Origin of the sequence: Candidatus Micropelagos thuwalensis, from assembly GCF_000469155.1 — a bacterium.
GTDB lineage: Bacteria > Pseudomonadota > Alphaproteobacteria > RS24 > RS24 > Micropelagius > Micropelagius thuwalensis.
In genome coordinates this window covers 858985-881923 of sequence record NZ_AWXE01000004.1, presented here as the reverse complement: position 1 = coordinate 881923, position 22939 = coordinate 858985, and the positions used below count along the sequence as shown (strand labels likewise).

Below are 22939 nucleotides of genomic sequence, written 5' to 3'. Positions count from 1 at the left end.
TTACCCAAGGTAAGACCCGTTACACTCACAGGGTTGAGGTATTGGTTGTCAAAAGAACTAGCAAAGGAGTTTTCATCCGCATCTGGCTCAATCGTCAAAACACCTGTCGTAGTAATTGTTCTGTCAGCACCGCCAAACGCATAATTAGCAGCACGCATCAACACCGTACCGCTACCACCATCAATCCCACCACTCGATAGCAACGCAATCGTGCCCGTATTATCGTTCAAAGACTCTAAAGTAACACCTGTACCCGCCGTAATGGACGTACTACCGGACAAACTAATCGCATAAGTAGCGCCCGTATTGTGCTGGCCACTCATACTGACAGTTCCTGACGCAGCAATAACGTCATTGTTTAAGTCAACCCCACGACCCGAACCAGAAGCCGCATAGGAATAACCTTGCAGGGTTAGATTGCCAGCAGATCGTAGCGTCGTCGTATTCGCAGATGAAGCATCAATACCGTCAAAACCAGAGCCCGTGTCCCCAGAACGGCCAATAAGTGTCAAATTACCTGATGTAACTGTCTCAATCGTGATTACATCATCAAGCAAAATACCCGTAGATGACTGGTTCAGAGTGCTTCCAGTGTCAGCGTCTAGCAAAATATTGCCGCTATTTGCCGTAATATTCGCATTAACGTCAATGCTCCCGCCATAAATCGACACAGGACCAGATAAAGATATTGGTGAATTGATTTCTAGTTTTGTTGATGAAGTTGATTTATTTAGTGTTAGGCCGCCCATATGACTGAAGTTATTTATTTTTAGACCTACAAAATCACCACTTCCATTATTTGTCCACTGATTACCGCTTAAGTTTCCTGACCATGTTAATATATTAGCTACATCACCTTCATATCCATTTATCATAGAAGATGAAAAAGTATTACTATATGATTCAAATGTAAGTAATCCACCAACTGAAATTGTTGTTTGCGCTGGCTTGTCAGATGCGTAATCCCCATCAAAAGATATATGATCACTTCTTAGTAATAAATCGCCTGTATTTAACGTAATATCAATATTGTTATTTTCAGATAATAAGATACCATTTGGTGAAATGAGAGTTAAATCTCCACCACCATTTCCGCTTAAGTTTGCATTAATTATAATTTCATCACCCGCCTCTAGTGTCAGATTATTAGAGGAAGTCCAGCTTATCGGGTCATTAATATTAATGTTATAATTTCCAGAACCCGTTTTTATAGAAATATTATTTAAATCTAAAGCGTTTGATATTGTAGTTGGTGATATTGTTGTATCACCCCCAGGTCCACTATTTCCAGGAAGTGAGTCAATCCCAGAATTAGAAATGTTTATATTGCCAGGGTCAAGTAACCAGTTTCCATCATAACCATAATAAGCTTTTGTTGATATATGATAGTCATTTAATTCTAATAAATACCCAGATGTTTCTATATTGCCGCCGTTTCCATCTAATGCTCCTCCTTTCGCTGTAATTACACCTGCAACTGATGTTTTGCTTGTTTGATTGTCAATATCTGACCAAACTACAATATTTCCTCCATCGCCTTGTTTTAAAGCATCAGATTTAATTATAGAGCCATTATTAAGTATTACTTTATTGGACGAATAAACCTTTTCTTCGGAAATTTTCTTAGTTTTGTGCTTTCCTCCCTGCCAATCACCCCCAATTAAAATATCACCACCGCCCAAATCACCTGAGGTGTCAATTAATGAAGTACTAGCTAATTCAATCTCCTCGCCAACTAAAATAATTCTACCTCCAACCTGAACTGCTGAGGTTGCACTTAATTGTCCTGAATTTCTAATAAGCCCTCCCTTTAACTCGTTATATCCAGAAGCTGACAAAATAACTTGCCCCTCACTGACCTCTATAACTTTTTTATTCTCTATGAGGGTTTGCCAATCACCTGGTTCAACATGAATGCCATTTAACTTTTCGTTACCATCGAATTTAAGTTCTACTGACTTACCTCCAGCTAGAAAAACGTTACCTTTTTTGGCAACTATGTAGCCTTCATTTACAATTTCAGGAGAAATTAGAACCACATGACCATGATCATCAGTTAAAATATGGCCAAAATTTTGAATTTTAGATTTTCTACTTTTCTGTTCAAAAACAAATTCACTATCTAAAAAATTTTGATTGCTCAAATTAGCTGATGTTGCGATTAAACTTCCAACATCAATGATGGCGTCTTTACCAAAAACAACACCATTTTCATTGGTAATAATTACCTGACCATTAGATGTGATTTTTCCATTAATATAAGATGTCCCATCACCAATTACTCTATTTAATATAGACGAGGATTTATCTAACTGTTTGAAATTTAATGACTTATCTTCATCTAAGTCAAAATTTTCCCATTCAATTATTGCCTTTTGAGAACTTTGATTAATCTCCATTTGATTATTATTTTTTTTGATAATTACATTGCCGTAATCTACCTTGCCGCCATCGGGGAGGCCATCAAAGTTTCCTGCAAAAGATCCATTTGGAAATAAAACAGCTGAGACAAAAAAAACCGAAGGCAGCAAATATTTTCTTGAACTTAATAAGCCCCAAATTGCTTCTGATATATCTAAATTTTTAGCCAAACCAGTCATAACAACAGGAACTTTTAAAAAGTTTTCCTTAGTGAAAACCAAAATCTATTTTTAACGAGTTTACCTTCTTGGTCATTTCCGTTTATTAATCTATTAGGATTGTCACCAAACCTTCTTGCGTAAGTAATATTGAAAATACTCTTATAGGGACCAAAAAAGCTAACTGCTAAACCAGCGCCACTTAGGTCATATTTGCTGTTTAATTGTGATTTATTTTCAACCTGTCCATAATCTATAAATGGGGAGAGGATCAGACTTTGTCTTATTAAATAGTTAAGTTGAAGTGACGACACAAAGCCTTTTGAACCACTTCCCTCACCCCTCGGATATGCCCTTACAGCATCAACACCGCCCATTGAGATAAAATCTGAAACATCTAAAGCTTCTGAGCCAGAATATTGACCGCTAACATTAGCTATAACACTGATTTTATTGTTGAAATCTTGGATACGTCCAAAATTAAAATCAATTTTAGAATATGATTTTTCTCTTGCTAAGGGAGTGAGTTTGTCTCGTTTATCGCCATTTAAATACGATAAACTAAAATAACTTTCCCCTCCATAGATAAAATCATCATACCTATTCCCATAAAAACTTAAAACATTTGTATTTATTTTATATTTATTGGTGTTTTGACCAGACACAAAACCGTCAAATTTTCTTATTTCATGGGAAATTTTAACGTTCACGTTAAATTCGTTTTTCCTAATGATAGGATATTTGAAATTTATTTCATAAAAACTGCTTTCGCCTTTAATACCCCTATCGATACCATTAGTGTCATTAGTAACAACCTCATAATCTAAGTTAGAAGCGCTAATACCCAATGAAAGGCCATCCCTAAACAATGGAAATGATAACTCGGCTCCAAAATAATCGAGACCTTCAGTCTTGAGTAAACTGAGGTCGGAAGTTTCTTTTTTATTTAATACATTACCTAACTTAATCTGATATATTAGTCTTTCTGAGCCTATTGATCTCGAACCAGTGTTATCAATTGATAAAGTTTGCTTAATTTTTTTTCTATTATTTACCTTAAGCATTAATCCTAATTCACCAGGTCTATGACCTTTCCGCATGGACGCGCTAGCGTCTATGCCTGGCAAATCATTAACAAGCAACAGGCCTCGGTTGATCGCATCTAAATTAGAACCACGCTTTCTAGTTTGATTAAAGACATAATCTATAACTACTTGATAATCCTTAATATTTTTTGACTTTGGATCCAATAGTAATTCGGCAACTCTTCCCTCAAGAATTACTAATTTCACAATACCATTAGTTATATCTTGAGGAGGGAGGCTAATTTTTACAAGCCAACCAGCTTGATCATACTTTTGTTCAATTAAATCAATTATTGATTTTAATTCTTGAAAACTGACATTTTTATTTAAAAATTTTTGTGTAACTCTAAGTAATTGATTGTCGTCAATCACCTTATTACCAATAAAATCAAAGCCTGATAGTTTAAATCTTAGAGTGTTATTTTTAACCTCTTCATCTTTTTTAGTAAAAACACTCTCTTTCTTTTTGCTTTGACGCAAATCAGGTATTTTGGGGGTTAATTCCCTGTAAACCTCACCAGGAGTTTCTATTTGCTGCGAATCAGCGTATTTATTCGGGAATAATATAGCTGATACCAATAAGATCAAATGTACCTTTATACTTTTGTGCATTTGCTTGTCTTGAATTAAGTTAAAAATTTTTGTTAGGCTATAGAAAAAATACCTAGTATTCAATACCTTATAGGAATTGAATTATCTATTAATTTACTCTTAAAAAATTAATATCTACAGAATTTATTTCTTAATAATCTAATTAAAATTTACATTTTTAAAATAGATGTTGTTGCCTGTGAATTAAGTTTAAGTATGTTTAAATGTGACTACCGTCATGGGCACTTTGATCAGCCTCGGCTAAAACACTGGGGTTCATATAGGTTTTAGGGTCGAGTTGTGACACAGCGCCATAATGATGAAGAAAAACCTGTCCACTCAAATGCTCAAGAAATTTAGCCTTTAACAGGCGGTCTTCCACGGGGCCTTTAAGCTCTGAGAAATGCAACCCGATAGAACGTGACATCAAAAACTTGTTCAGGTTTTCAAGCACTTCTAGTGCTGATGCATCTATCAAGCTTATAGAAGTGCAGTTCAAAACCACGTGACGTATATCCGGTGATTTCTCTAGCCGTTCTTTAATCATCTTGTCGATTAACTCAGCATTGGCAAAATATAAATTCTCGTCAACCCGAAGTGAGAGAATAAGCGGACTGGTAATCACATTATGGCGTAAAATATTTCTGAAATGCTGTGTTTCCGGCACAAGCCCAATTTCCGCAATATGCGGCTGGCTTGTTTGATAAAGATAAAGAGCAATCGAAGCCGTGACACCAAAAATCACCCCGAACTCGACGCCCATAAAAAGCGTGACAATAATTGTGCCAAAAATGGCAAAAAAATCTGACTTTGAATAAAACCAGCTGTTTTTAAGAACTGATAAGTCAATCAAAGATAATACCGCTATAATAATGGTTGCGGCCAGAACCGCCTTAGGCAAGAAATACAAATAAGGGGTAAAAGCCAATGTCGCGATACCAATGCCGACAGCCGTGAACCCACCTGCTGCAGGGGTTGCCGCCCCAGCATCAAAATTGACCACCGACCGCGCAAATCCTCCGGTCACAGGATACCCGCCGGAGACTGAAGCAGCGATATTTGCTGCGCCCAACCCGATTAATTCCTGATTACTGTCAATGCGTTCATTTTTGCGTGCGGCGAGTGTTTGCCCTACTGAAACAGATTCGACAAAACCGATAATGCTGATGAAAAATGCGGGTAACCACAATGCCTCAATCATATCTAACGATAAGTCTGGCAGAGCGAACGATGGCAGGCCTTGGGGGATCGACCCCACAACCGCCACTTTATCCCCCAGAGAAAAAAACTGCACAGCCGAGATGGACATAAAAACAGCCAATAAAGGCCCCGCACGGCTGATATTAGCAGCAAGTCCAGAAGATAAACCACACGCCTCCAGTAATGGCTTCAGGCCAATTCTGACATAAACCAGAAATATCAGGGATGTGATACCAATAATTAACGCCACGCTGTTGACGTCATTTATGCCACCGAACAATGACATCAAAAGAATAGGAAGCGTCTGACCAGATGCCGCGATACCCAAAATATGACCAAATTGGCTGGTAGCAATCAACAAGCCGGCGGCAATAATAAAACCTGAAATCACCGGATGACTGAGAAAATTGGCAAGAAAGCCTAGTCGAAAAATGCCGAGAAGAAGAAGCATGATGCCGGAGAGTAGAGCAAGCATCACCGCCGCAGATAGATAATCAACCTCACCTGTAAGTGTCAGCTTACCAATCGCAGAAGCTGTCATGAGCGATATGACGGCGACAGGGCCAACAGCCAACGTATTGCTTGTGCCGAATATCATATATGCTACAAGCGGCATCATGGATGCATAGAGACCTATTTCTGGCGGCAGCCCAGCCAGTAAAGCATAGGCCAAGGATTGCGGTATCAGCATGATGGTCACAATCACGGCAGCCGACATATCCTGGTAGAAATGCGGCAGACTATAGGTTTTACCCCAGCCTAATATTGGCATGATGTTACGCAATCCTTTGCTCCATCCCCCCTAAATAAAACATTATTAATTTTTGATACCTGAGATCGGCACTTTCAAATAAATGCTTCCATTTGCTTCGGCCTCAGGAAAATGACCGGCACGCATATTTACCTGTATGGATGGTATGAGCAGATCGGGCATATCAAGCCCGGCATCCCGCTTTTGCCGCAGGTCAACAAATTCGTCTTCGGTTATGCCATCCCGGACATGAATATTAATCCGGCGTTGCTCTTGAACCGTTGTTTGCCAAATAAAATCGCGACCATTAGGGCCATAATCGTGACACATAAATAATCGCGTCTCATCAGGTAGTGAGAGAATGCGATGAATAGATCGATAAAGCGCGCGCGCATCTCCTCCAGGGAAATCCGCCCGCGCCGTGCCACCATCAGGCATAAACAAGGTGTCGCCAACAAAAGCCGCATCCCCAATAAGATGCGTCATACATGCTGGCGTGTGACCGGGTGTATGAATAGCAGTGACCTCTAATGAACCGATTTTATAGGTGTCACCGTCTTTGAACAAACAATCAAACTGACTCCCATCACGCTTAAAATCCGTGCCTTCATTAAAAATTTTTCCAAATACGGATTGAACAGTTTTAATTCCCTCACCAATACCAAGCTTGCCGCCGAGCTGAGATTGTATATAGGGTGCAGCAGATAAATGATCGGCATGAACATGGGTTTCAATCAGCCAGTCAAGTTGCCAACCTTTTTGGGTTATAAAACGAATTAGATGATCTGCATGCGTGTAAGAAATTTGTCCAGCCGCATAATCAATATCCATGACACTGTCGATAATGGCACAATGGAGACTTTCAGGATCATGCACGATGTAACTAATTGTGTTGGTTGTCGTGTCAAAAAAGGCATGTATTTCAGGGTTTGAAGTCATATCAAATACTGCAGGTTTAATTTAGCTTATTGTACATTTTTTTTATGTAATTTAGATACGATATGCAAGTCAAAATAAAAGAATCCAAACGGAAGATTAACTTTTAGAGGCAATAAATCTGGCGAGATATAAGCCAGCCAGCATGGGGATGAAAAACATAAGTGAATCGCCTGACAAATAAGCGAGACCGGCGATGGCTGGTCCAGGGCACAGGCCCCCCAAGGCCCAACCGATACCAAACAAAGCCGCGCCAATCAGCAAAGGACGATCAATGGCAACAGATTGTGGCAACGAAAATTCGTCAGCAAAATAAGGCTTTGTCCGTTTTTTTAGTAACCACATGGCCAAGAGGTTCACTGCTAGTCCACCCCCCATAACCAACGCCAGTGACGGGTCCCAAGCTCCTGCAATATCTAAAAAAGCCGAAACCTTGACGGGATTTAACATCCCCGAAACGGATAATCCTAGACCAAAAATAAGACCACTTACCAGACCAACAAGAAGTTGCATCACAGACCTACCAAATGATTAATAAAAAAAGTTGTGATGAAACCAGTCGCCATAAAGGTCAGCACAGCGGCGAGCGAGCGCTTACTAAAGCGTGCCAAACCGCAAATACCATGACCTGATGTGCATCCTGAGCCATAGCCCGTGCCAAGGCCAACAATCAGACCTGCAATAATTAACCTGCCGTCTTGTGCGATATAATCATTTTGCGGTAAGGCACCGGTCATCAAAATGTAAATTAAAGGACCGATTATAACACCAACGAGAAATGCCAAGCGCCAAGATAAGCCGTCGCGCGCCTTCGAATGGATAACCCCTTCCAAAGCAGACGCCGTAATACCGCTAGCACCCAGCACACGTCCATTAAAGGTATATAAAATAGCTGCTGCCAAACCAATCAAGCCACCACCCGCCAAAGCAGTTAGAGGGGTAAAATTATCTAAATCAATCATCACGCAACACCCTGACTGGATTGTTTTAAGCAGATATTGGCGGTTTGGCTGCTATCCAAGGCATATCACTTTCCAACTGGTAGGCGATATCAAGAAGCAAAGCTTCTTGTCCGGTATTGGCGGCAATCTGCACTCCGATAGGGATACCAGATCTGTTAAACCCACCTGGCACCGACATAGCAGGACGTCCAAGTGCGTTATTTATCGGCGTATAGGCTGTGAATTCAGCCAGTCGATCAAACAGCATTTGCATAATCGCCTTCTCCTCTACCCCCTTCTCAAGGCTCTCTTCCAGGCCTTCAGTAAAATACCCAAGGCGAGGTGACGGTATAGGTGAAATGGGTGAAATCCATCCGTCATAAGACTGATAAAAGGTTTGCATCTGGTTTTCTAGATCACCGAGAATTTCTTTAATACGCGCATCCGATATGATGGGTTTATCGACATAAAATTCTATCATCTTCAATGTCGAAAACTCTAACAGACCGCTTTGCGCGGCAGGTACACCCGTAACCCGTTCAGCAACGTCAAGAAGTCTATTTGCGCCTTGCGCCCAAAGACCTGCAAAAAGGTCCTGAAATAACGGGTCATCATGCAGTGTGGTGTCCACCTCCTCAACTTCATGCCCAAGCCCTTCCAATCGGCGTCCTATTTTTTGCACTGCGCGTCGAGTGTCGTAATCAGGTGAGACATTGCCCGCATTTAAGGAGAGCGCAAATTTTCTTTTCTTGTTGGTTGGGCCTTCAATATAACCTACAGGAGGTAATGTTGCCCCAGGCCCGTTTTCGGTAAGTGCCAGCATAAAAGCGCTATCACGCACTGTACGACTAATGGCATGCTTAACTGACAAGTTAACCACACGGTCATCATTACCCTGATCACCAAACCGACCCCGTGACGGTTTTAAACCAAATAAATTGCATGCCGCCGCTGGAAACCTTATAGAACCACCGCCATCACTCGCTTGTGTTGCAGCAACCATACGAGAAGCAACAGCAGCAGCCGCACCACCAGAAGATCCGCCACATGAGTAATCAAGATTATAGGGATTCCGTGTCGCCCCATTGGCGATAGGTTCCGTTGTGGGCATCAAGCCAAATTCGGGTGTATTGGTTTTGCCGAGGATAATCACACCCGTAGACAGAATATTTTCAGTATAAGGGGTTTGGCGCGATGATGTGTAACTACTGAAAAGCCTTGATCCACGTGTTGTCCGCACACCTGCGAGTGAATTTAGATCCTTGAGCATGTAGGGCACACCAGCAAGAGGGCCTGTCGGGTTCTGAGCTATTTGCCGGACACCATAATCATAGGTTTTAGTAACCAAAGCATTGATATGAGGATTGAGCGCATCAATTCTATCCATCGCCGCTTTAGTGACCTCAAACATTGAAACCCGACCAGATGAAATCTCGGCGGCGGTATCAATCATATCCAGATCCGCTAAATCTTTAGAAGCAGCTGCCCGCGCTGTAGTAAGTAGATTATAAAAAGTGCCTGCTAAGAGTGTTGTAAAAAAAATTCTTCTATCCACGTTTTTCTCCTTTTTATTGTTCATGGCTCTAATACTAAAGCGGCGCCAGTATTATTTTAACCAACTGCTAAGTTTTCATTTTTTTAAACTTTCTACAACCAAAAGATTAAGGCATCTCGTGCGATAATGCGCGGGATGCTTCCACAAGTCGCAAAACACGCAATAAATTTCCGCTCCACAACGCCGCGATATCCTCGTCAGACAGGCCAGCCTCACGCATCGCTTGGGTAATTTTGGGCAAACCTGTAATATCTTGCAAACCGTCAACGCCGCCGCCGCCATCCCAGTCAAGACCGATTCCGATATGCGCAGCACCCATAAGCGCATGCGCATGGTAAATATGCCTCATCACGTCATCAAAGGTGGCAAAATCAGGTGGGTATTTTTTGTCAATAGCGCGCCGAGCCTCCAGAAATGCCTCTGCCTCGGCTTCGGTCTTAAGGGGATTTTCTTGCAATTGCTTAAAAAGCGCCGATAAAGCAGGACGCCTTGCAGGATCTGTTTCTAAATCTTTAAGATAAGCTGAAAGCGAATTGATATGCATAACCCCCCCTGACGCAGCAAGGTCTAACAATAAGGCATCACCAACATTGCGCGGGTGCTCATATAAATGCCCTGCCCCTGAATGGGAGAGAATGATCGGCGTTGTCGACAAGTCAATAGCCTGAGCCAGCGCCAAATCATGCGCGTGAGACATATCAATAATCATACCCAGCGCATTGGCACGGCGGATGAGGTCTTTCCCCAATGGGGACAGGCCGTTCCATTTCAGTCCATCCGGATCGGTGGAACTGTCCGCAAACTGATTATTCGTCATATGTACCAGCCCGACCATGCGGACACCTGCTTCATAAAACGCATCTAATCGCATCACATCCAAGCCAAGCGGATAAGCATTTTCAATACTCTTATAAACAACATGCTTACCCTGCGCGACAATGGCGGCGGCGTCATCTGCTGTCGTCGCAGGCATAAAATTATCGGCATGGTCAATCAGCATTTTATCTATCACGCTGTTGCGGTGCCAGGCATGGGCAAGTGCATCTTCATAGCCTTGCGGTGTCAAATCGCCCTGAGGGGTATAAATCACCCAAAAGCCTCCATCCAGCCCCCCCTCACGCATGCGCGGCAAATCTATCTGAGCATAATCATGCATCGGGTCGTGACGAGAGGAAATGTCAAAACCCGGGCGGTCTAAAATGATAGGTGTATCAAGATGCGCGTCCAGAACAAGAAAGTCTTCATGTGATATTTGAAGTGATGCCTCTTGTTTATTTTCTTGAGAACAACCTTGTAAAATAAACAGTATAGCAAGGGATAGTGCCAAACTCTTGAACGGCAAAATTGAGCACCTACTTCGTTCTCTCTCAAACAAATACAACACTAATCTAAACATTTTATAATTGTGTGTCTTAAACCCCAGCCTGACAAGTCCTAAAGATGAATTTTATGTTTTCAAAGGAAAACAGTGAAATATGCGGCAAAAGTAACTAAACTTAGGTAATGTCCAAAGGCTGAGAGCATTTAGGCGAAAAGAGGAGATAAAAATGAAATTTTTTGTTGATACCGCTGATATCGGAGAAATTAACGAATTAAATACCGCTGGCCTGATTGATGGTGTCACAACCAATCCCTCACTGATTAAAAAAGCCGGACGAGATTTCAAAGAAATTATCGCCGATATCTGTAAGGTAACAGAGGGTGATGTTAGCGCTGAAGTCATCGCAATTGACCAGCAAGGCATGATCGAGCAAGGCAAAATCCTCGCCAAAATCGCCAGCAATGTTGTGGTGAAGCTACCACTTACCGGAGATGGCTTAAAAGCCTGCCGCGCACTTACAGCGGAGGGCATTAAGACAAATGTCACTTTATGTTTCTCGGCTAATCAGGGACTATTAGCTGCCAAGGCAGGCGCAACCTATATTTCACCTTTTATCGGGCGGATTGACGATATCCATACGGATGGCATGGAACTGATTCATCACTTGCGCGTCATTATTGATAATTACGATTTTAAAACGCAAATACTTGCGGCCTCCATCCGTACCCCACTTCATGTCAGGGACTCGGCGATTTTTGGTGCAGATGTCGCAACTGTGCCCCCAGCCGTATTATGGGGCCTCCTCAACCACCCGCTTACGACAAAAGGGCTGGATCAATTTGTCGAAGACGCCAAGGCCGCCGATATAAAAATATAAAAACGAGTTTCTGCTTCCCTCACAGGGCAAGAAGCGATAGAAGCCGAATATCTCAAATTATTGAGGTTTTCCTATGACCGCTACCCCGGCGCAAAATCTGCGTAATATTGCCATTATTGCCCATGTTGACCATGGCAAAACCACACTCATTGATGCGATTATGAAACAATCCGGCCTGTTCCGCGATAACCAAGCAGTCGATGAACGCGTTATGGATTCCGGGGATTTGGAAAAAGAGCGCGGCATTACCATTCTCGCTAAGCCAACCTCCATCACCTGGCAAGACACACGCATCAATATTATAGATACTCCGGGTCACGCGGATTTCGGAGGGGAAGTTGAGCGCGTTCTGGATATGGCAGATGGCGTGATACTGCTCACCGATGCAGCAGAAGGCCCGATGCCACAAACCAAATTCGTACTCGGCAAGGCACTCGCGCAGGGTCTTCGCCCCATCGTCGTCATTAATAAAGTTGACCGACCTGACGGACGACCTGATGAAGTTGTCGATGAAGTCTTTGATTTATTTGTCTCATTGGATGCCAGCCCTGAGCAGTTGGATTTCCCTATTCTCTATGCCTCTGGTCGCGATGGCTGGTGCGCCACGGAGCTGGATGATGCGCGTGACAACCTCCATCCGCTTCTGGATATAATCCTCGCCCATGTGCCGCCACCCATTGTCGAACCCGATAAACCCTTTGCCATGCTCGCGACACTGCTGGACAGCGACCCATATATTGGCCGTTGTCTAACAGGACGCGTCCTACAAGGTAAAGCAACACTTAATGCAGCAGTGAAGGCTATTAACCTCAATGGCGATCAGATTGAAACAGGCCGTTTAACAAAATTATTGCGCTTTGAAGGTACTAAGCGTGTGCCGGTTGATGAAGTCCAGGCCGGGGACTTGATATGTGTTGCAGGTCTCACAAAAGCTTCTGTGGCTGACACAATCGGCGATCCGAGTATTACCGATGCACTTGCCTCAACCCCGATTGACCCGCCTACAATGTCCGTCACCATCACGGTGAATGACAGCCCCTTTGCAGGACAAGAGGGGAAAAAAGTGACCTCTACAGTTATCCGCGAAAGATTGCTCGCAGAAGTTGAAACCAATGTCGCCATCACATTTGCCGAAAGCGACAATAAAGATGCGTTTGAAATTGGTGGGCGTGGCGAATTGCAACTGGGCGTTTTGATTGAAACTATGCGCCGCGAAGGGTTTGAGATGAATGTCTCACGCCCAAAAGTTCTGCTCCGCAATGAAAACGGTCAGAAACTTGAACCAGTAGAAGAAGTCACGATTGACGTTGATGAAGAGTTTTCATCCACCGTGGTCGACAGCATGAACCGCCGTAAGGCTAAAATGATGGATATGCGGTCAGCTGGCGCAGGAAAATCTCGAATTGTGTTTCATGCGCCGTCGCGAGGTCTGATTGGGTATCAAAGCCGTTTTCTGACCCAGACACGGGGCACGGGTGTTTTGAATCGTGTATTCCATGAATACGCGCCCTATAGCGGCGATATTCCCGGCCGTCGAAACGGCGCACTAATTGCTAGCGAAACCGGCACAGCAGTCGCCTATGCACTTTTCAATCTGCAGGACCGCGGTGTCATGTTTATTGACCCGCAAACCCCCGTTTATCACGGCATGATTGTCGGCGAACATAGCCGCGATAATGATTTGGAGATTAATGTGCTGAAGGGCAAGAAGCTGACCAATATCCGCGCCTCTGGTTCGGATGAAGCTGTTATTTTAACACCTCCGCGCCGCATGTCGTTGGAAGAAATGATGGCCTATGTCGAGTTTGATGAATTGTTGGAAGTCACGCCGACCAGCCTACGGCTTCGCAAGCGTTATCTGCTCGAACATGAACGCAAGAAATTCCGCCGCCAGATGGAAGAAGCCAAATAGAAGAAAAAAATACAGACAATTAAAGCCAGATAAAAATTGTCCTTAAACTTCCCTATAATCGGTTATTTCATCGTAATGGCAGTCTGGAAAGCCGGGCGCGCTTCGATGCGCTCGATGTATGCTTTGATATTCACCATATCATCAGTGACACAGCCAAATCGGTTACTCATATAAACAGAGTGACCTAACATAATATCTGCAGCCGAAAAGTCACCGATAAGGTAATCTTTTTCAGCCAAAGTTTCATTAACAGGAACAAGTGATTTGGTGAGAAGACGCTGCGCTTGCCCTAGAACTGTCGCATCTCTGCGCTCCTCAGGAAGAATAAGCGTATGCACGACAATCGTATTGATCGGGGGCATGGTCATGCCCTCACAATAATGAAACCATTGCAAATATGCCGGAAATTCAGGTGCCTCAACAGCTGGCTTCAAGCCACCATTTTTGTGGCGCTCAAGAATATACTCAACGATCGCACCGGACTCATAAATCGAGACATCCCCATCATCTAGCACTGGCACCCGCCCAAGTGGATGACGCTGACGGTGCTCATCAGATTTTAGCGCTTCTGGATGAAACGCCATCTTGTTAATCTCGTAGGGTAAACCAAGCTCTTCAAGCAGCCAGACAATCCGTCCGGCACGCGAGTTGGGTGCAAAATGTAATTTCAACATTTGTTAATCTCCTGTTTCACAAGCTTTGTTCTAATCAATATACATGCTGTGGTGAGTGCGCCATCCACTGACAAACTATACCATTTACAAAAGCACCAGCATAAGAAGCAAGCATTATAATCTGGGCGATAAGGTCTATGACATCTCTTTGGTTTAAAACTATAGCTTACAGTTAAATAGCCCAACAACAGACAAGACTGACTGACGGCCTGAATTTTCAGTGACATTTATAACTCCCGAAGGAATGACAATGCCTTTGAGAACGTTTCGTCCCTGATCAGGTTGCAAGTTAACTGAGATTTTAATGTCACCGACAATGAAACTTTGACGGGCAAAAAACCCCTCAACAATTTGTCTAGCGGCGGCGTTTCGGTGGATAATGATATTTTTTCCATTAACAGGAATAATCGCCCGCGCCTCAGCGGTGTTTTGGAAAAAATATAAAGGGCGGCCTTCCCCTGCGCCCCACAGAAACAACCCGCACTGGCCCTCTGGAAGCAGTTGCGGTGGCAAACTACCGAATACAAGCTGACCTTCAGGAATCGTTTTCACTACTTCACTATCCGATTGACCGGCGGAAGTATTTTTCTTCGCGGCATTTTCGGGTGATGGGAGAACCATGGGTGTGGTCGCAATGACAACGGGAACAAGCAAATTCGCACACCCACTCAAGAAACTCGCCAAACTAAGCGATACAAACATTGTTAAGGACTTTGATAGTCTGTTCATCTTAAATCCCTCCATCTAACTGTAACGCCCACCCATCCGGTCGCGCCTCAAAACCGGAGAAACGCAAAACATTCAAAATAGCGTCATCATTCTGGCTTGACATGGACAAGTTCACGATAATGTCTGCCTTTAAGCGCATCGCTTCTAGCCTGCCAGCTATACGGATATTGTCAATCTTTGTGGTCTGAGAAGTTTCAGCAGTCAGGTCAAAACGTATTACCCCATCCGTACACCTGGCTTTTCCGTTCCATAACAGACTGGCAGGCAGCAAACTGCCTACAACTGCATTGTCTGTAGATAGGGTAAGCATCGCCGACCCGTCGTAACATGTGCCGATTTTGTCCAAATCCAACTTACGTCCTTCAAAGGCCACATTGACTGGCACTTGAATGGTCGTGCCATTGATTTCAGTAGACTGAAAATATGAGCTGAATTTTCCATCCAGGCTGTGAAAAATTACCTTGTCCGACTCAGCATGTTTTATAGACCCTTTAAAAACACCGTCCGTCCCCGACAAAGAAAAATCGCCGCCAAAGCGCCCAATTAATAAAGGCAAAACAGCTATTTCGAAACGTCCGAACGACCATTGACGCCCCGCATAGACAAACTGTTTGAGCCGAATGTCCCAAAGACTGCCGGATATGCTCTGCGCATTTAGACCCTGTGGTTGGAGCATGCGCACCCCAAGTGACGCCGGTAATTGAATGACCAGGTTTATAATAAAAACAAGAGCAAACAGTTTACCCAGGCTGGCATGGCTTAAACGCGTTTCAGACAGGCCGCGTATAAGAGGTACAATATGACCGGTGACAGCAGAGAAATGCCTCAATAAAGCCGAAGCCAGCTTAATAATATCTTTCATTCAGCAGGCTCCTATAGTCTCATTCTCGGCCAAAAACAGCGCGTACATTCAGGCTTTTCTCATCCATATTTTTCTGTATCAAAACCTCGTCCGCCTGAAGATTATGCTCGGATTGAAGCGTCGAAAGCCAACGCATAAGGGCTGCACTGCTGGTCTTATTAATTCGCAACATCACACTACCACCCTCACCGGGCTGAATGATACTTAGTCCGATATTGATGCGTTTCGCTGTTTCCGTTAGCGTTGCCCTTAAAGGCTTATCGCTGATAGATGTTACATCTGGTTGATTACCGGCACGCGAAAGAAGCTCGGCAATACGTTCAAAACGTGCTTTTTCTATAGACAGAGAAGCGCGACTTTTTTCCAGTTTCATATCCAGTGGTCTTATCAAGCCAACATAAAGCAAGAGTAGAATGATGGCTGTACCAGCGATCAAAAAAGCGATTTGTTCTCGCAGTGTCACAGATCGCCAAAAACCCGCAAAAGTTGCCTTCGCACTCCTCAACATATTGTTCAGCGTATCCCTCATTGGCGAATTCCTGCTGTGCGGGACAAGGCGAAATCACCAGTCACGCCACTCACAGTTTGACTACTTTTTCCTTCGATAACGGCAAAACCGGCATCAACGAGCTTTTGTCTGGCAAGCTCCAGAGTCGAAAAATTCTGCGCACGTAGGGTGACCTGCAAAGGGCGTATATCCGTCCGGTCAAAATTCAGCCTGTCTATTCCGATATTTTCAACATCGTCAATTGCCTGAAAAAGCGTATCCGTCAGATATAAAAAGTTTCGTGCTGGCAAAGTATTGGACGACATCATTTTGTTCATAAGCTGAGCTTCGACATTAACAACACGGGTTACATCGGGGAAAGCCTGTTTGAACAACTGTATTGAGGCATCTTCATAATCCGCGCGCGTCGCCTGGTGTCGACCAATTTGTGCAAATGTACCAATGACCCAAATGCATAAGATTGATGCCGCCAAAATCGCCGGGCGTTTAAAAATAGGCAGGTAACTCATAAACGGAAATTGTGGGCCAAAAATACCGGTTGCCAAGCCCTGCCCTTCTTCTGGTAAGTTGCCGCGGTTACCATCTTTACGGGCATCCTTTGGCACATCACTTAAAGCCGCTTCTGCGATTTTTTTCGGCATACGAAAGCCTGTGCCGTCTGCACGGCGACATAAGATATCACCACCTTCATGCTCCAGGATAACACCCTCATCGGGTGGCGCAATCAACATATAGTCGGGCCATGCGGCCTTCAGGGTTAAATCCTCTGCCAGTGCCTTATCCTGCATCTCGCGCATAACAGTTTTGGCACAAGCCAATAAGAGGTAGTCATTTGGTGTTTCCGTCTCGACCAAACACAGATGCATATCCTCTATATCCGTCACCAGCAGATCCGAAACCAAAAATGGAAGCGTCTTTCTCAATTTTCTCGCAGACAGTGCTGGCAAGGTCACACGGAAACTGCTCACAGTGTCCCCGGCTATGACCGCTACCGCATTACTACCCAAATTAGCGGTTAGGTTTTCGGCTATTTTAATAAATTCAATTTGTGCACGCGCCATAAATTGCGTTCCTGAATTCCTATGCCCCAAAGTAGCGAGAGGTAATAATATATGACCCATCGGGGTTAAAGTGTAGCGCCGAGTTCAACCGTGTAAGCGCCGAGTTCAAATACACATCGACAGTCAGAAGAAAACGTCTCGGCGTGGTGATAAATTGCCCGCGCACTGTCTCCGGGATTGCCTTATCCTCAAACATCTTCATTTGCCAAAACCGACGATTATGGTCATAGCCTCCCCGCGGGCGGGCAGCTATCAATTGCGATGCCTGTTGCATGGTAATCACATCACCGAGCAATGCCTTAACCAGTAAGGAGTGATGCGGTTGCAGGGTATTAAGATTAAGCACGGTTTGCGTATCCAGCGGGTCAATGCAAACCAATGGGGTCAACGCTTCGACAAGATCAACCGAGAAGTCACGGATTAAATGCAAGTCCTTAATACTCACCAGTCGACTATCGGATGTCCGGTAAGGTGGATCAAGTTGATTATAGGTGGCACTCTCGGCCCCCATAGGCAGAGGCCTTGTGTCACTATCTTGCCAGTCCGTTAGAGCAGCCGTCAAAGATGTCGCTTCTGTTTTGCCAACACCCATGGCCTGTAACAGGTTAGAAAATTGCTGCATGGCCGTCACATTAGCCACAAATGATCCATCCGGCATTTTACGAACCAGTGTCGCGAGATTAAAGCAATTTGTACTTTCTTTTAACGCACCTTTAATGCGTCCACCATCAATCGGCATATCAACTTTCAGACGGTTCTCAGCGTCATTGACAGCATCGTTAATGCCAAATAACTCATTAGCTTTGATGAAAGTTCCGGCACGTTTAGCACCGAGCATTTCTCCGGCCAGCGCATATTCACGCGCTTGCGACAATATCTGACTGTTAGTGGTTTTGCGAACAAACATACTAAACATATCAAAGGCCACAACCGCCGTCACACTCATAACAGACACCAAACCCAACACAATAATCAGAGCTGCACCCGTTTGCCTACCCTGGCACCGAGATACCGAAGCGACAGAAAAAAGTTTATTTCTACCGACCATCATGCACCCCCGGGACTTCTTGCGGGACTCTGACCGGTACGGAAATAATGCACATAGTCCCGCGAGATGCCATCATCTGTTACCACCCAACTCACTTCTACAAGACTAGGCAAATCATCCGTGCTTATGCCGTTGACCCCTTCGGGGTTAAGTAGTCCAATATCTATTTGGCTATAAACATTTTGCGTTGTAATTCGCCACTCGCGCACCCAAGCATTATTTACAAGAAATCTAATTTCCACCGTCTCTAAATTGTCAATAAGACTGTAGTGCCGCTTAGGGGTATCGCGCACTGCATCAGGGCGGGTATAAGCTTGACGTATCAACCTCCCATTTTCCAAACAATAGCGAACAGACTCGATATCCGTCCCGCGCGGATCATAAATCGCTGTTGATCCCGCCCGACGCGTCAGACGTAAAAAACAAGTATCGCGTATATCACCATAAAATATAACCGGCATCTCAGCCTCACCAGAAGGGCGGATTACAGCATGGAGCAAATCATCTGCAAGTTGTTCACGCGCTGACATCATTTGTGAAAGGCGTGAACTTGCCGTTCCAATCGCCGCCGAACCACGAAAATAACCATTCAACATGACCAGAGCTGTCATCGACACAAGAGATAACAGAAACATAGCCAAAAGCGTCTCGACAAGACTGAAGCCTTTTTCCGACATTATCGTCCTGCCTCTCTAAAGCCCGTCAGATGCGCCAGCTTTGTCGTACTACCAGGACGGGACACCGATACTGACATCATGAGAGGGCCACCATCTGTTGTTCGAGAAATATCAGCCTGCCATAAAAATTCCGCGCCACCTTGCCGCTGTTCGCCCATCAAAATACCAGCACTGACGCCAGATTTAATCGAAAGCAATACGATGATGTTTTCAGCCACTGTATGTGCCAACACTTTTTCCTGCATATGTGACGCCATACGCACGCTTTGGCTTTGATTGACAAGTATCGGGATAGCAGCAAGAGCCAGAATGGATACGGCGACCAGCAATTCGAGCAGAGAAAAGCCCTGCGCGGATGTCGGAGTGCCAGCCATAATGATTACTCGTCCAGCCAGTTGCCAATATCTGCGTCCAATCCAGTGCCACCTAGTCGTCCGTCAGCACCAAAAGAGAAAACATCATAAGGTCCGAATTCTCCAGGAACAAGATATTGATAGGGATTATTCCAAGGATCTTTGGGGAGGGATTTGACAAACCCTTCCTGGCGAAATGTATCACCAGCAGGGGCACGAGTCAGAACATCCAAGCCATCTTCCATAGCTGGATATCGAAGGGTCTCCATACGATACATTTCTATCGCCTGCGATAGCAGAGCCACATCACTGCGGGCTTTTTCGACCATAGCGCGATTTTGGCTCGGCAGCACATTCAACACCACAACGGATGTCAAAAGCCCCATAATCACAACGGCAACCATAAGTTCGATAAAGGAAAATCCATTAGCCCTGGGTATTTTCAAATTTGGTTGAGAGTGGCAATGTATGGTCATTTCTTCTTTCCCTAAGATAAAACAAGACTGTTTAGACGCATAATCGGTAACATAATAGACATGACAATCACGCCAACCATAAGGCCCATAATCACAACAATAGCTGGTTCAAGAAGATTCATTAGGGTGCGCGTGACCCCGTCAAACTCACCTTCAAGATAGTCGGCTGTCTTTGTTAGCATATGAGGTAGTGAGCCACTTTTTTCGCCCATCGCCACCATATAAACCAGTAAAGGCGCAAAAATCCCACTTTTACGGAATGCATTAGCGAGAGCGCTACCTTCACGGACATCTTTATAAATACCATCAACAGCGTCGCGGACAACTTGGTTGGACTGGGTTTCACGAGCAGCCAATATAGCCTCAGGCACAGGACTACCGCCTTCAACCAGCGTCCCCAATGTACGGGCGAACCGTGCGCTCGCGACGACACGCAATAATCTGCCGATCAAAGGGAGTTGGAGCCAGAAGCCATGCACCTTCAGGCGTAAAGGCTTGCGTCTCATGGCGGCAGTATAACCAATACCAGCCGCAATGATAATCAGCAAAAAAGCAGGGCCAAGATGCGTCAGGATGTCTGACAAGCCAATAACAAAGCGAGTCAAAGCGGGCAATTCAGCATTAAAGGACTCAAATTGAACGGCAATTTTAGGCACTACAAATGTCATGAGAAGTACAAGAACACCGGTAGCGATTACACTCAAAACCGCTGGGTAAACCATGGCCGCTTGCACCTTGGTTCTTACATCTTCAGATTTGTCGCAATATTCAGAAATCCGCGCCAGAATGCCGTCCAAATCACCAGACGCTTCTCCGGCGGCAATCATCGCCCGGTATAAATCATCAAAAGATGTTGCTTCCACTTTCATCGCTTCAGAGAGTTTTTCCCCTTCGACAACACGACTCCGGATATTGGTCAATACATCGCGTATTAACGTTTTCTCACTTTGCGCTGCAATAGCTTGCAAAGTTTCATCCACTGGCAAGCCTGCTCCAACCATAGTCGCCATTTGACGCGTTACCATGGCAAGATCGCGTGACGATATTTTTGCGCTTCGTGTTGAATTTGAACTCAGAGAAGACAGAAGTGAAGATAGACGTGCGGTTAGTGACGTTGACGCCAACCTATCAGAAGATTCTGCGCGCCCGCCCTCAGTTAGACTGACCGGAAATAATGTTTTCGATTGCAGGCGTTTTCTTGCATCACGCAAACTATCAGCAGCGATCACACCTTTTTTCTTTTTCCCTTGCGCATCCAGCGCCTCATATTGATATGCAGGCATTACTCCGACCCCTTGAGCCGAGAGACCCGCAATACTTCCTCAAGCGTAGTTTCACCCGACAATACAAGCTCACGTCCGCTATCGGCAAGAACAGGCAAACCTTCGGCAATAGCCTGTGCCTCGATATCCAATTCACCGGCACCATTCTGAATCATGCGACGAATATCGTCGTTCACCATAATGAGCTCATATATTCCGACACGGCCGCGATAACCTGTATTTTGGCAGTCAAGACAGCCAGTCGGTCGATATAACTTAAGCTGACGGCTTTTCAGTCCAAGCTTTGCCGCAGTGTCTTTGGAAGCTTGATAAGGTTGCTTACATGATCCACACAATTGCCGCACCAGTCGCTGTGCAAGCACAGCTTTTACAGATGAGGCAAGTAAAAACGGCTCAACACCCATATCGACTAGCCGTGTAATGGCAGCCGCCGCACTATTGGTATGGACGGTGGACAAAACCAAATGCCCTGTCAAACTGGCTTGAACGGCAATCTCGGCTGTCTCGGCATCTCGTATCTCTCCCACCATCACCACATCCGGATCCTGACGGAGAATAGACCGCAAACCACTTGAAAATGTCATGCCGACTTTGTTATTCACCTGAGTCTGGCTGACCCCTTTCAAAGCATATTCAATAGGATCTTCAACAGTCATTATGTTGCGCGATTGGTCGTTCAAAAGTCCCAAGGCAGCATAGAGAGTTGTAGTTTTACCCGCCCCAGTCGGTCCGGTTACCAACAAAATTCCGTTTGGTTCTGATAAAGCGCCCTCAAAACGTTTACATATTTTATCCGCCATGCCGAGATCACTAAGACTCAAAAATGCCTGATCCTTATCGAGAAGACGCATTACCACGCGCTCACCATATCGGATTGGTAACGTAGAAACCCGCACATCATAGCTTTTGCCGCCAAGAGTCAAAGACAGGCGACCATCTTGCGGAAGCCGTTTTTCCGCAATATCTAACCGTGCCATCACTTTTACACGCGAAACAAGATAGGGAGCCAATTTGGCTGATAATGCTGCGATTTCTGTCAAAAGCCCGTCTATGCGCAATCGGACAGCAACTTTGTCCTCAAATGGTTCAAGATGAATATCCGACGCCCCGGCACGCACAGCTTCACTAAACAAGCTATTGAGAAGCCGGATAACTGGCGCATCATCATCCCCAGCAAGTAAGTCAGCAGATCGCTCAACACCCTGCAAGACACTATCCAGGTCGTCCCCGTTTGCCTCAGACAAGCTATCAACCTCGGCGTCAATACCGCGGCTCGCATACATTGTAGAAAGTAGGCTTTCAAAATCTTCATCGGAAAGTGTCTTAACTATATTGACGTCACGATAAGCCCGAAACACTTCGGCAATCATTCCCCGGTCAACGGTTTGTGACAGGTTCAGGCAAAAACCTTTTTTTTCAGATGATAGAGCCAACCCATAATCCCTGGCGAAAGCATAAGGTAATATCTCAGAAAAACGTTCTGCCTCTGCATTGGAGATAATCTGTGACGATCTTACCAT

At 44.7% G+C, this 22939-nt stretch carries 21 protein-coding genes; 2 read left to right on the top strand and 19 right to left on the bottom strand.

The features are described from left to right. The 8 genes from RS24_RS08875 to RS24_RS08840 form a co-directional block, all read right to left on the bottom strand. Nucleotides 1–2600, bottom strand: a 2600-nt coding sequence (locus RS24_RS08875) for a two-partner secretion domain-containing protein (RefSeq protein ID WP_021777872.1), incomplete at its 3' end; no start/stop codon positions are given. Nucleotides 2601–2614: 14 nt separating this feature from the next. After that, the gene (locus RS24_RS08870; protein WP_021777871.1) at nt 2615–4276 is read right to left on the bottom strand and encodes a ShlB/FhaC/HecB family hemolysin secretion/activation protein; all 1662 of its coding nucleotides are present in this window, start codon (nt 4274–4276) and stop codon (nt 2615–2617) included. 199 nt (nt 4277–4475) lie between these two features. Next, nucleotides 4476–6227 carry a SulP family inorganic anion transporter gene (locus tag RS24_RS08865; RefSeq protein ID WP_021777870.1) on the bottom strand — a complete coding sequence of 584 codons (1752 nt, stop codon included), beginning with the start codon at nt 6225–6227 and terminating at the stop codon, nt 4476–4478. A 45-nt stretch (nt 6228–6272) separates the two neighbouring features. Beyond that, complete coding sequence (locus RS24_RS08860) at nt 6273–7145, bottom strand: MBL fold metallo-hydrolase (protein WP_021777869.1); 873 nt, start codon at nt 7143–7145, stop codon at nt 6273–6275. 96 nt (nt 7146–7241) lie between these two features. After that, complete coding sequence (locus RS24_RS08855) at nt 7242–7655, bottom strand: DUF6691 family protein (RefSeq protein ID WP_021777868.1); 414 nt, start codon at nt 7653–7655, stop codon at nt 7242–7244. Beyond that, entirely contained in the window at nt 7655–8107 is a 453-nt protein-coding gene (locus RS24_RS08850; RefSeq protein WP_192814068.1) for a YeeE/YedE family protein, read from the bottom strand. Before RS24_RS08850 ends, RS24_RS08855 begins: the two co-directional genes overlap by 1 nt. A 22-nt stretch (nt 8108–8129) precedes the next feature. After that, nucleotides 8130–9638, bottom strand: a complete 1509-nt coding sequence (locus RS24_RS08845) for an amidase family protein (RefSeq protein WP_021777866.1) — start codon at nt 9636–9638, stop codon at nt 8130–8132. Nucleotides 9639–9744: 106 nt separating this feature from the next. Next, nucleotides 9745–10980: a dipeptidase gene (locus tag RS24_RS08840; RefSeq protein ID WP_021777865.1), complete on the bottom strand. Its 1236-nt coding sequence runs from the start codon at nt 10978–10980 to the stop codon at nt 9745–9747. Nucleotides 10981–11185: 205 nt separating this feature from the next. Here RS24_RS08840 and fsa point away from each other — a divergent pair, with 205 nt between their 5' ends. Next, on the top strand, nt 11186–11836 hold the full coding sequence (fsa, locus tag RS24_RS08835; RefSeq protein ID WP_021777864.1) for a fructose-6-phosphate aldolase: 651 nt from the start codon (nt 11186–11188) through the stop codon (nt 11834–11836). Nucleotides 11837–11909: 73 nt separating this feature from the next. Continuing rightward, entirely contained in the window at nt 11910–13748 is a 1839-nt protein-coding gene (gene typA / locus RS24_RS08830; RefSeq protein ID WP_021777863.1) for a translational GTPase TypA, read from the top strand. Between the two features lie 62 nt (nt 13749–13810). Here typA and RS24_RS08825 read toward each other — a convergent pair whose 3' ends face one another. The 11 genes from RS24_RS08825 to gspE form a co-directional block, all read right to left on the bottom strand. Next, a complete protein-coding gene (locus tag RS24_RS08825; protein WP_021777862.1) occupies nt 13811–14422 on the bottom strand; it encodes a glutathione S-transferase family protein in 612 nt (203 codons plus the stop codon). 159 nt (nt 14423–14581) lie between these two features. Beyond that, nucleotides 14582–15151 carry a hypothetical protein gene (locus RS24_RS08820; protein ID WP_021777861.1) on the bottom strand — a complete coding sequence of 190 codons (570 nt, stop codon included), beginning with the start codon at nt 15149–15151 and terminating at the stop codon, nt 14582–14584. Nucleotide 15152: 1 nt separating this feature from the next. Continuing rightward, nucleotides 15153–16013, bottom strand: coding sequence for a maleate isomerase (locus RS24_RS08815; RefSeq protein WP_021777860.1), 861 nt, complete (start codon nt 16011–16013; stop codon nt 15153–15155). Nucleotides 16014–16032: 19 nt separating this feature from the next. After that, complete coding sequence (gene gspM / locus RS24_RS08810; protein ID WP_021777859.1) at nt 16033–16542, bottom strand: type II secretion system protein GspM; 510 nt, start codon at nt 16540–16542, stop codon at nt 16033–16035. Next, nucleotides 16539–17582, bottom strand: coding sequence for a type II secretion system protein GspL (gene gspL, locus RS24_RS08805; protein WP_021777858.1), 1044 nt, complete (start codon nt 17580–17582; stop codon nt 16539–16541). Before gspL ends, gspM begins: the two co-directional genes overlap by 4 nt. 19 nt (nt 17583–17601) lie before the next feature. Beyond that, nucleotides 17602–18630, bottom strand: coding sequence for a type II secretion system minor pseudopilin GspK (gene gspK / locus RS24_RS08800; RefSeq protein ID WP_021777857.1), 1029 nt, complete (start codon nt 18628–18630; stop codon nt 17602–17604). Beyond that, nucleotides 18630–19307, bottom strand: a complete 678-nt coding sequence (locus RS24_RS08795) for a PulJ/GspJ family protein (RefSeq protein WP_021777856.1) — start codon at nt 19305–19307, stop codon at nt 18630–18632. The genes gspK and RS24_RS08795 overlap by 1 nt, the downstream gene beginning before the upstream one ends. After that, the gene (gspI, locus tag RS24_RS08790; RefSeq protein WP_021777855.1) at nt 19307–19681 is read right to left on the bottom strand and encodes a type II secretion system minor pseudopilin GspI; all 375 of its coding nucleotides are present in this window, start codon (nt 19679–19681) and stop codon (nt 19307–19309) included. The genes RS24_RS08795 and gspI overlap by 1 nt, the downstream gene beginning before the upstream one ends. Before the next feature lie 5 nt (nt 19682–19686). Further along, nucleotides 19687–20136: a type II secretion system major pseudopilin GspG gene (gene gspG, locus RS24_RS08785; RefSeq protein ID WP_021777854.1), complete on the bottom strand. Its 450-nt coding sequence runs from the start codon at nt 20134–20136 to the stop codon at nt 19687–19689. A gap of 11 nt (nt 20137–20147) precedes the next feature. After that, entirely contained in the window at nt 20148–21419 is a 1272-nt protein-coding gene (gene gspF / locus RS24_RS08780) for a type II secretion system inner membrane protein GspF (RefSeq protein ID WP_021777853.1), read from the bottom strand. Further along, complete coding sequence (gene gspE, locus RS24_RS08775; RefSeq protein WP_021777852.1) at nt 21419–22939, bottom strand: type II secretion system ATPase GspE; 1521 nt, start codon at nt 22937–22939, stop codon at nt 21419–21421. The genes gspF and gspE overlap by 1 nt, the downstream gene beginning before the upstream one ends.

What these genes read in the sequence shown, in the direction of transcription:
- RS24_RS08870 (WP_021777871.1), bottom strand. Translation starts at nt 4,276, where the DNA reads ATGCACAAAAGTATAAAGGTACATTTGATCTTATTGGTATCAGCTATA.
- RS24_RS08865 (WP_021777870.1), bottom strand. Translation starts at nt 6,227, where the DNA reads ATGCCAATATTAGGCTGGGGTAAAACCTATAGTCTGCCGCATTTCTAC.
- RS24_RS08860 (WP_021777869.1), bottom strand. Translation starts at nt 7,145, where the DNA reads ATGACTTCAAACCCTGAAATACATGCCTTTTTTGACACGACAACCAAC.
- RS24_RS08855 (WP_021777868.1), bottom strand. Translation starts at nt 7,655, where the DNA reads ATGCAACTTCTTGTTGGTCTGGTAAGTGGTCTTATTTTTGGTCTAGGA.
- fsa (WP_021777864.1), top strand. Translation starts at nt 11,186, where the DNA reads ATGAAATTTTTTGTTGATACCGCTGATATCGGAGAAATTAACGAATTA.
- typA (WP_021777863.1), top strand. Translation starts at nt 11,910, where the DNA reads ATGACCGCTACCCCGGCGCAAAATCTGCGTAATATTGCCATTATTGCC.
- RS24_RS08825 (WP_021777862.1), bottom strand. Translation starts at nt 14,422, where the DNA reads ATGTTGAAATTACATTTTGCACCCAACTCGCGTGCCGGACGGATTGTC.
- RS24_RS08820 (WP_021777861.1), bottom strand. Translation starts at nt 15,151, where the DNA reads ATGAACAGACTATCAAAGTCCTTAACAATGTTTGTATCGCTTAGTTTG.
- RS24_RS08815 (WP_021777860.1), bottom strand. Translation starts at nt 16,013, where the DNA reads ATGAAAGATATTATTAAGCTGGCTTCGGCTTTATTGAGGCATTTCTCT.
- gspM (WP_021777859.1), bottom strand. Translation starts at nt 16,542, where the DNA reads ATGAGGGATACGCTGAACAATATGTTGAGGAGTGCGAAGGCAACTTTT.
- gspL (WP_021777858.1), bottom strand. Translation starts at nt 17,582, where the DNA reads ATGGCGCGTGCACAAATTGAATTTATTAAAATAGCCGAAAACCTAACC.
- gspK (WP_021777857.1), bottom strand. Translation starts at nt 18,630, where the DNA reads ATGGTCGGTAGAAATAAACTTTTTTCTGTCGCTTCGGTATCTCGGTGC.
- RS24_RS08795 (WP_021777856.1), bottom strand. Translation starts at nt 19,307, where the DNA reads ATGTCGGAAAAAGGCTTCAGTCTTGTCGAGACGCTTTTGGCTATGTTT.
- gspI (WP_021777855.1), bottom strand. Translation starts at nt 19,681, where the DNA reads ATGGCTGGCACTCCGACATCCGCGCAGGGCTTTTCTCTGCTCGAATTG.
- gspG (WP_021777854.1), bottom strand. Translation starts at nt 20,136, where the DNA reads ATGACCATACATTGCCACTCTCAACCAAATTTGAAAATACCCAGGGCT.
- gspF (WP_021777853.1), bottom strand. Translation starts at nt 21,419, where the DNA reads ATGCCTGCATATCAATATGAGGCGCTGGATGCGCAAGGGAAAAAGAAA.
- gspE (WP_021777852.1), bottom strand. Translation starts at nt 22,939, where the DNA reads ATGGTAAGATCGTCACAGATTATCTCCAATGCAGAGGCAGAACGTTTT.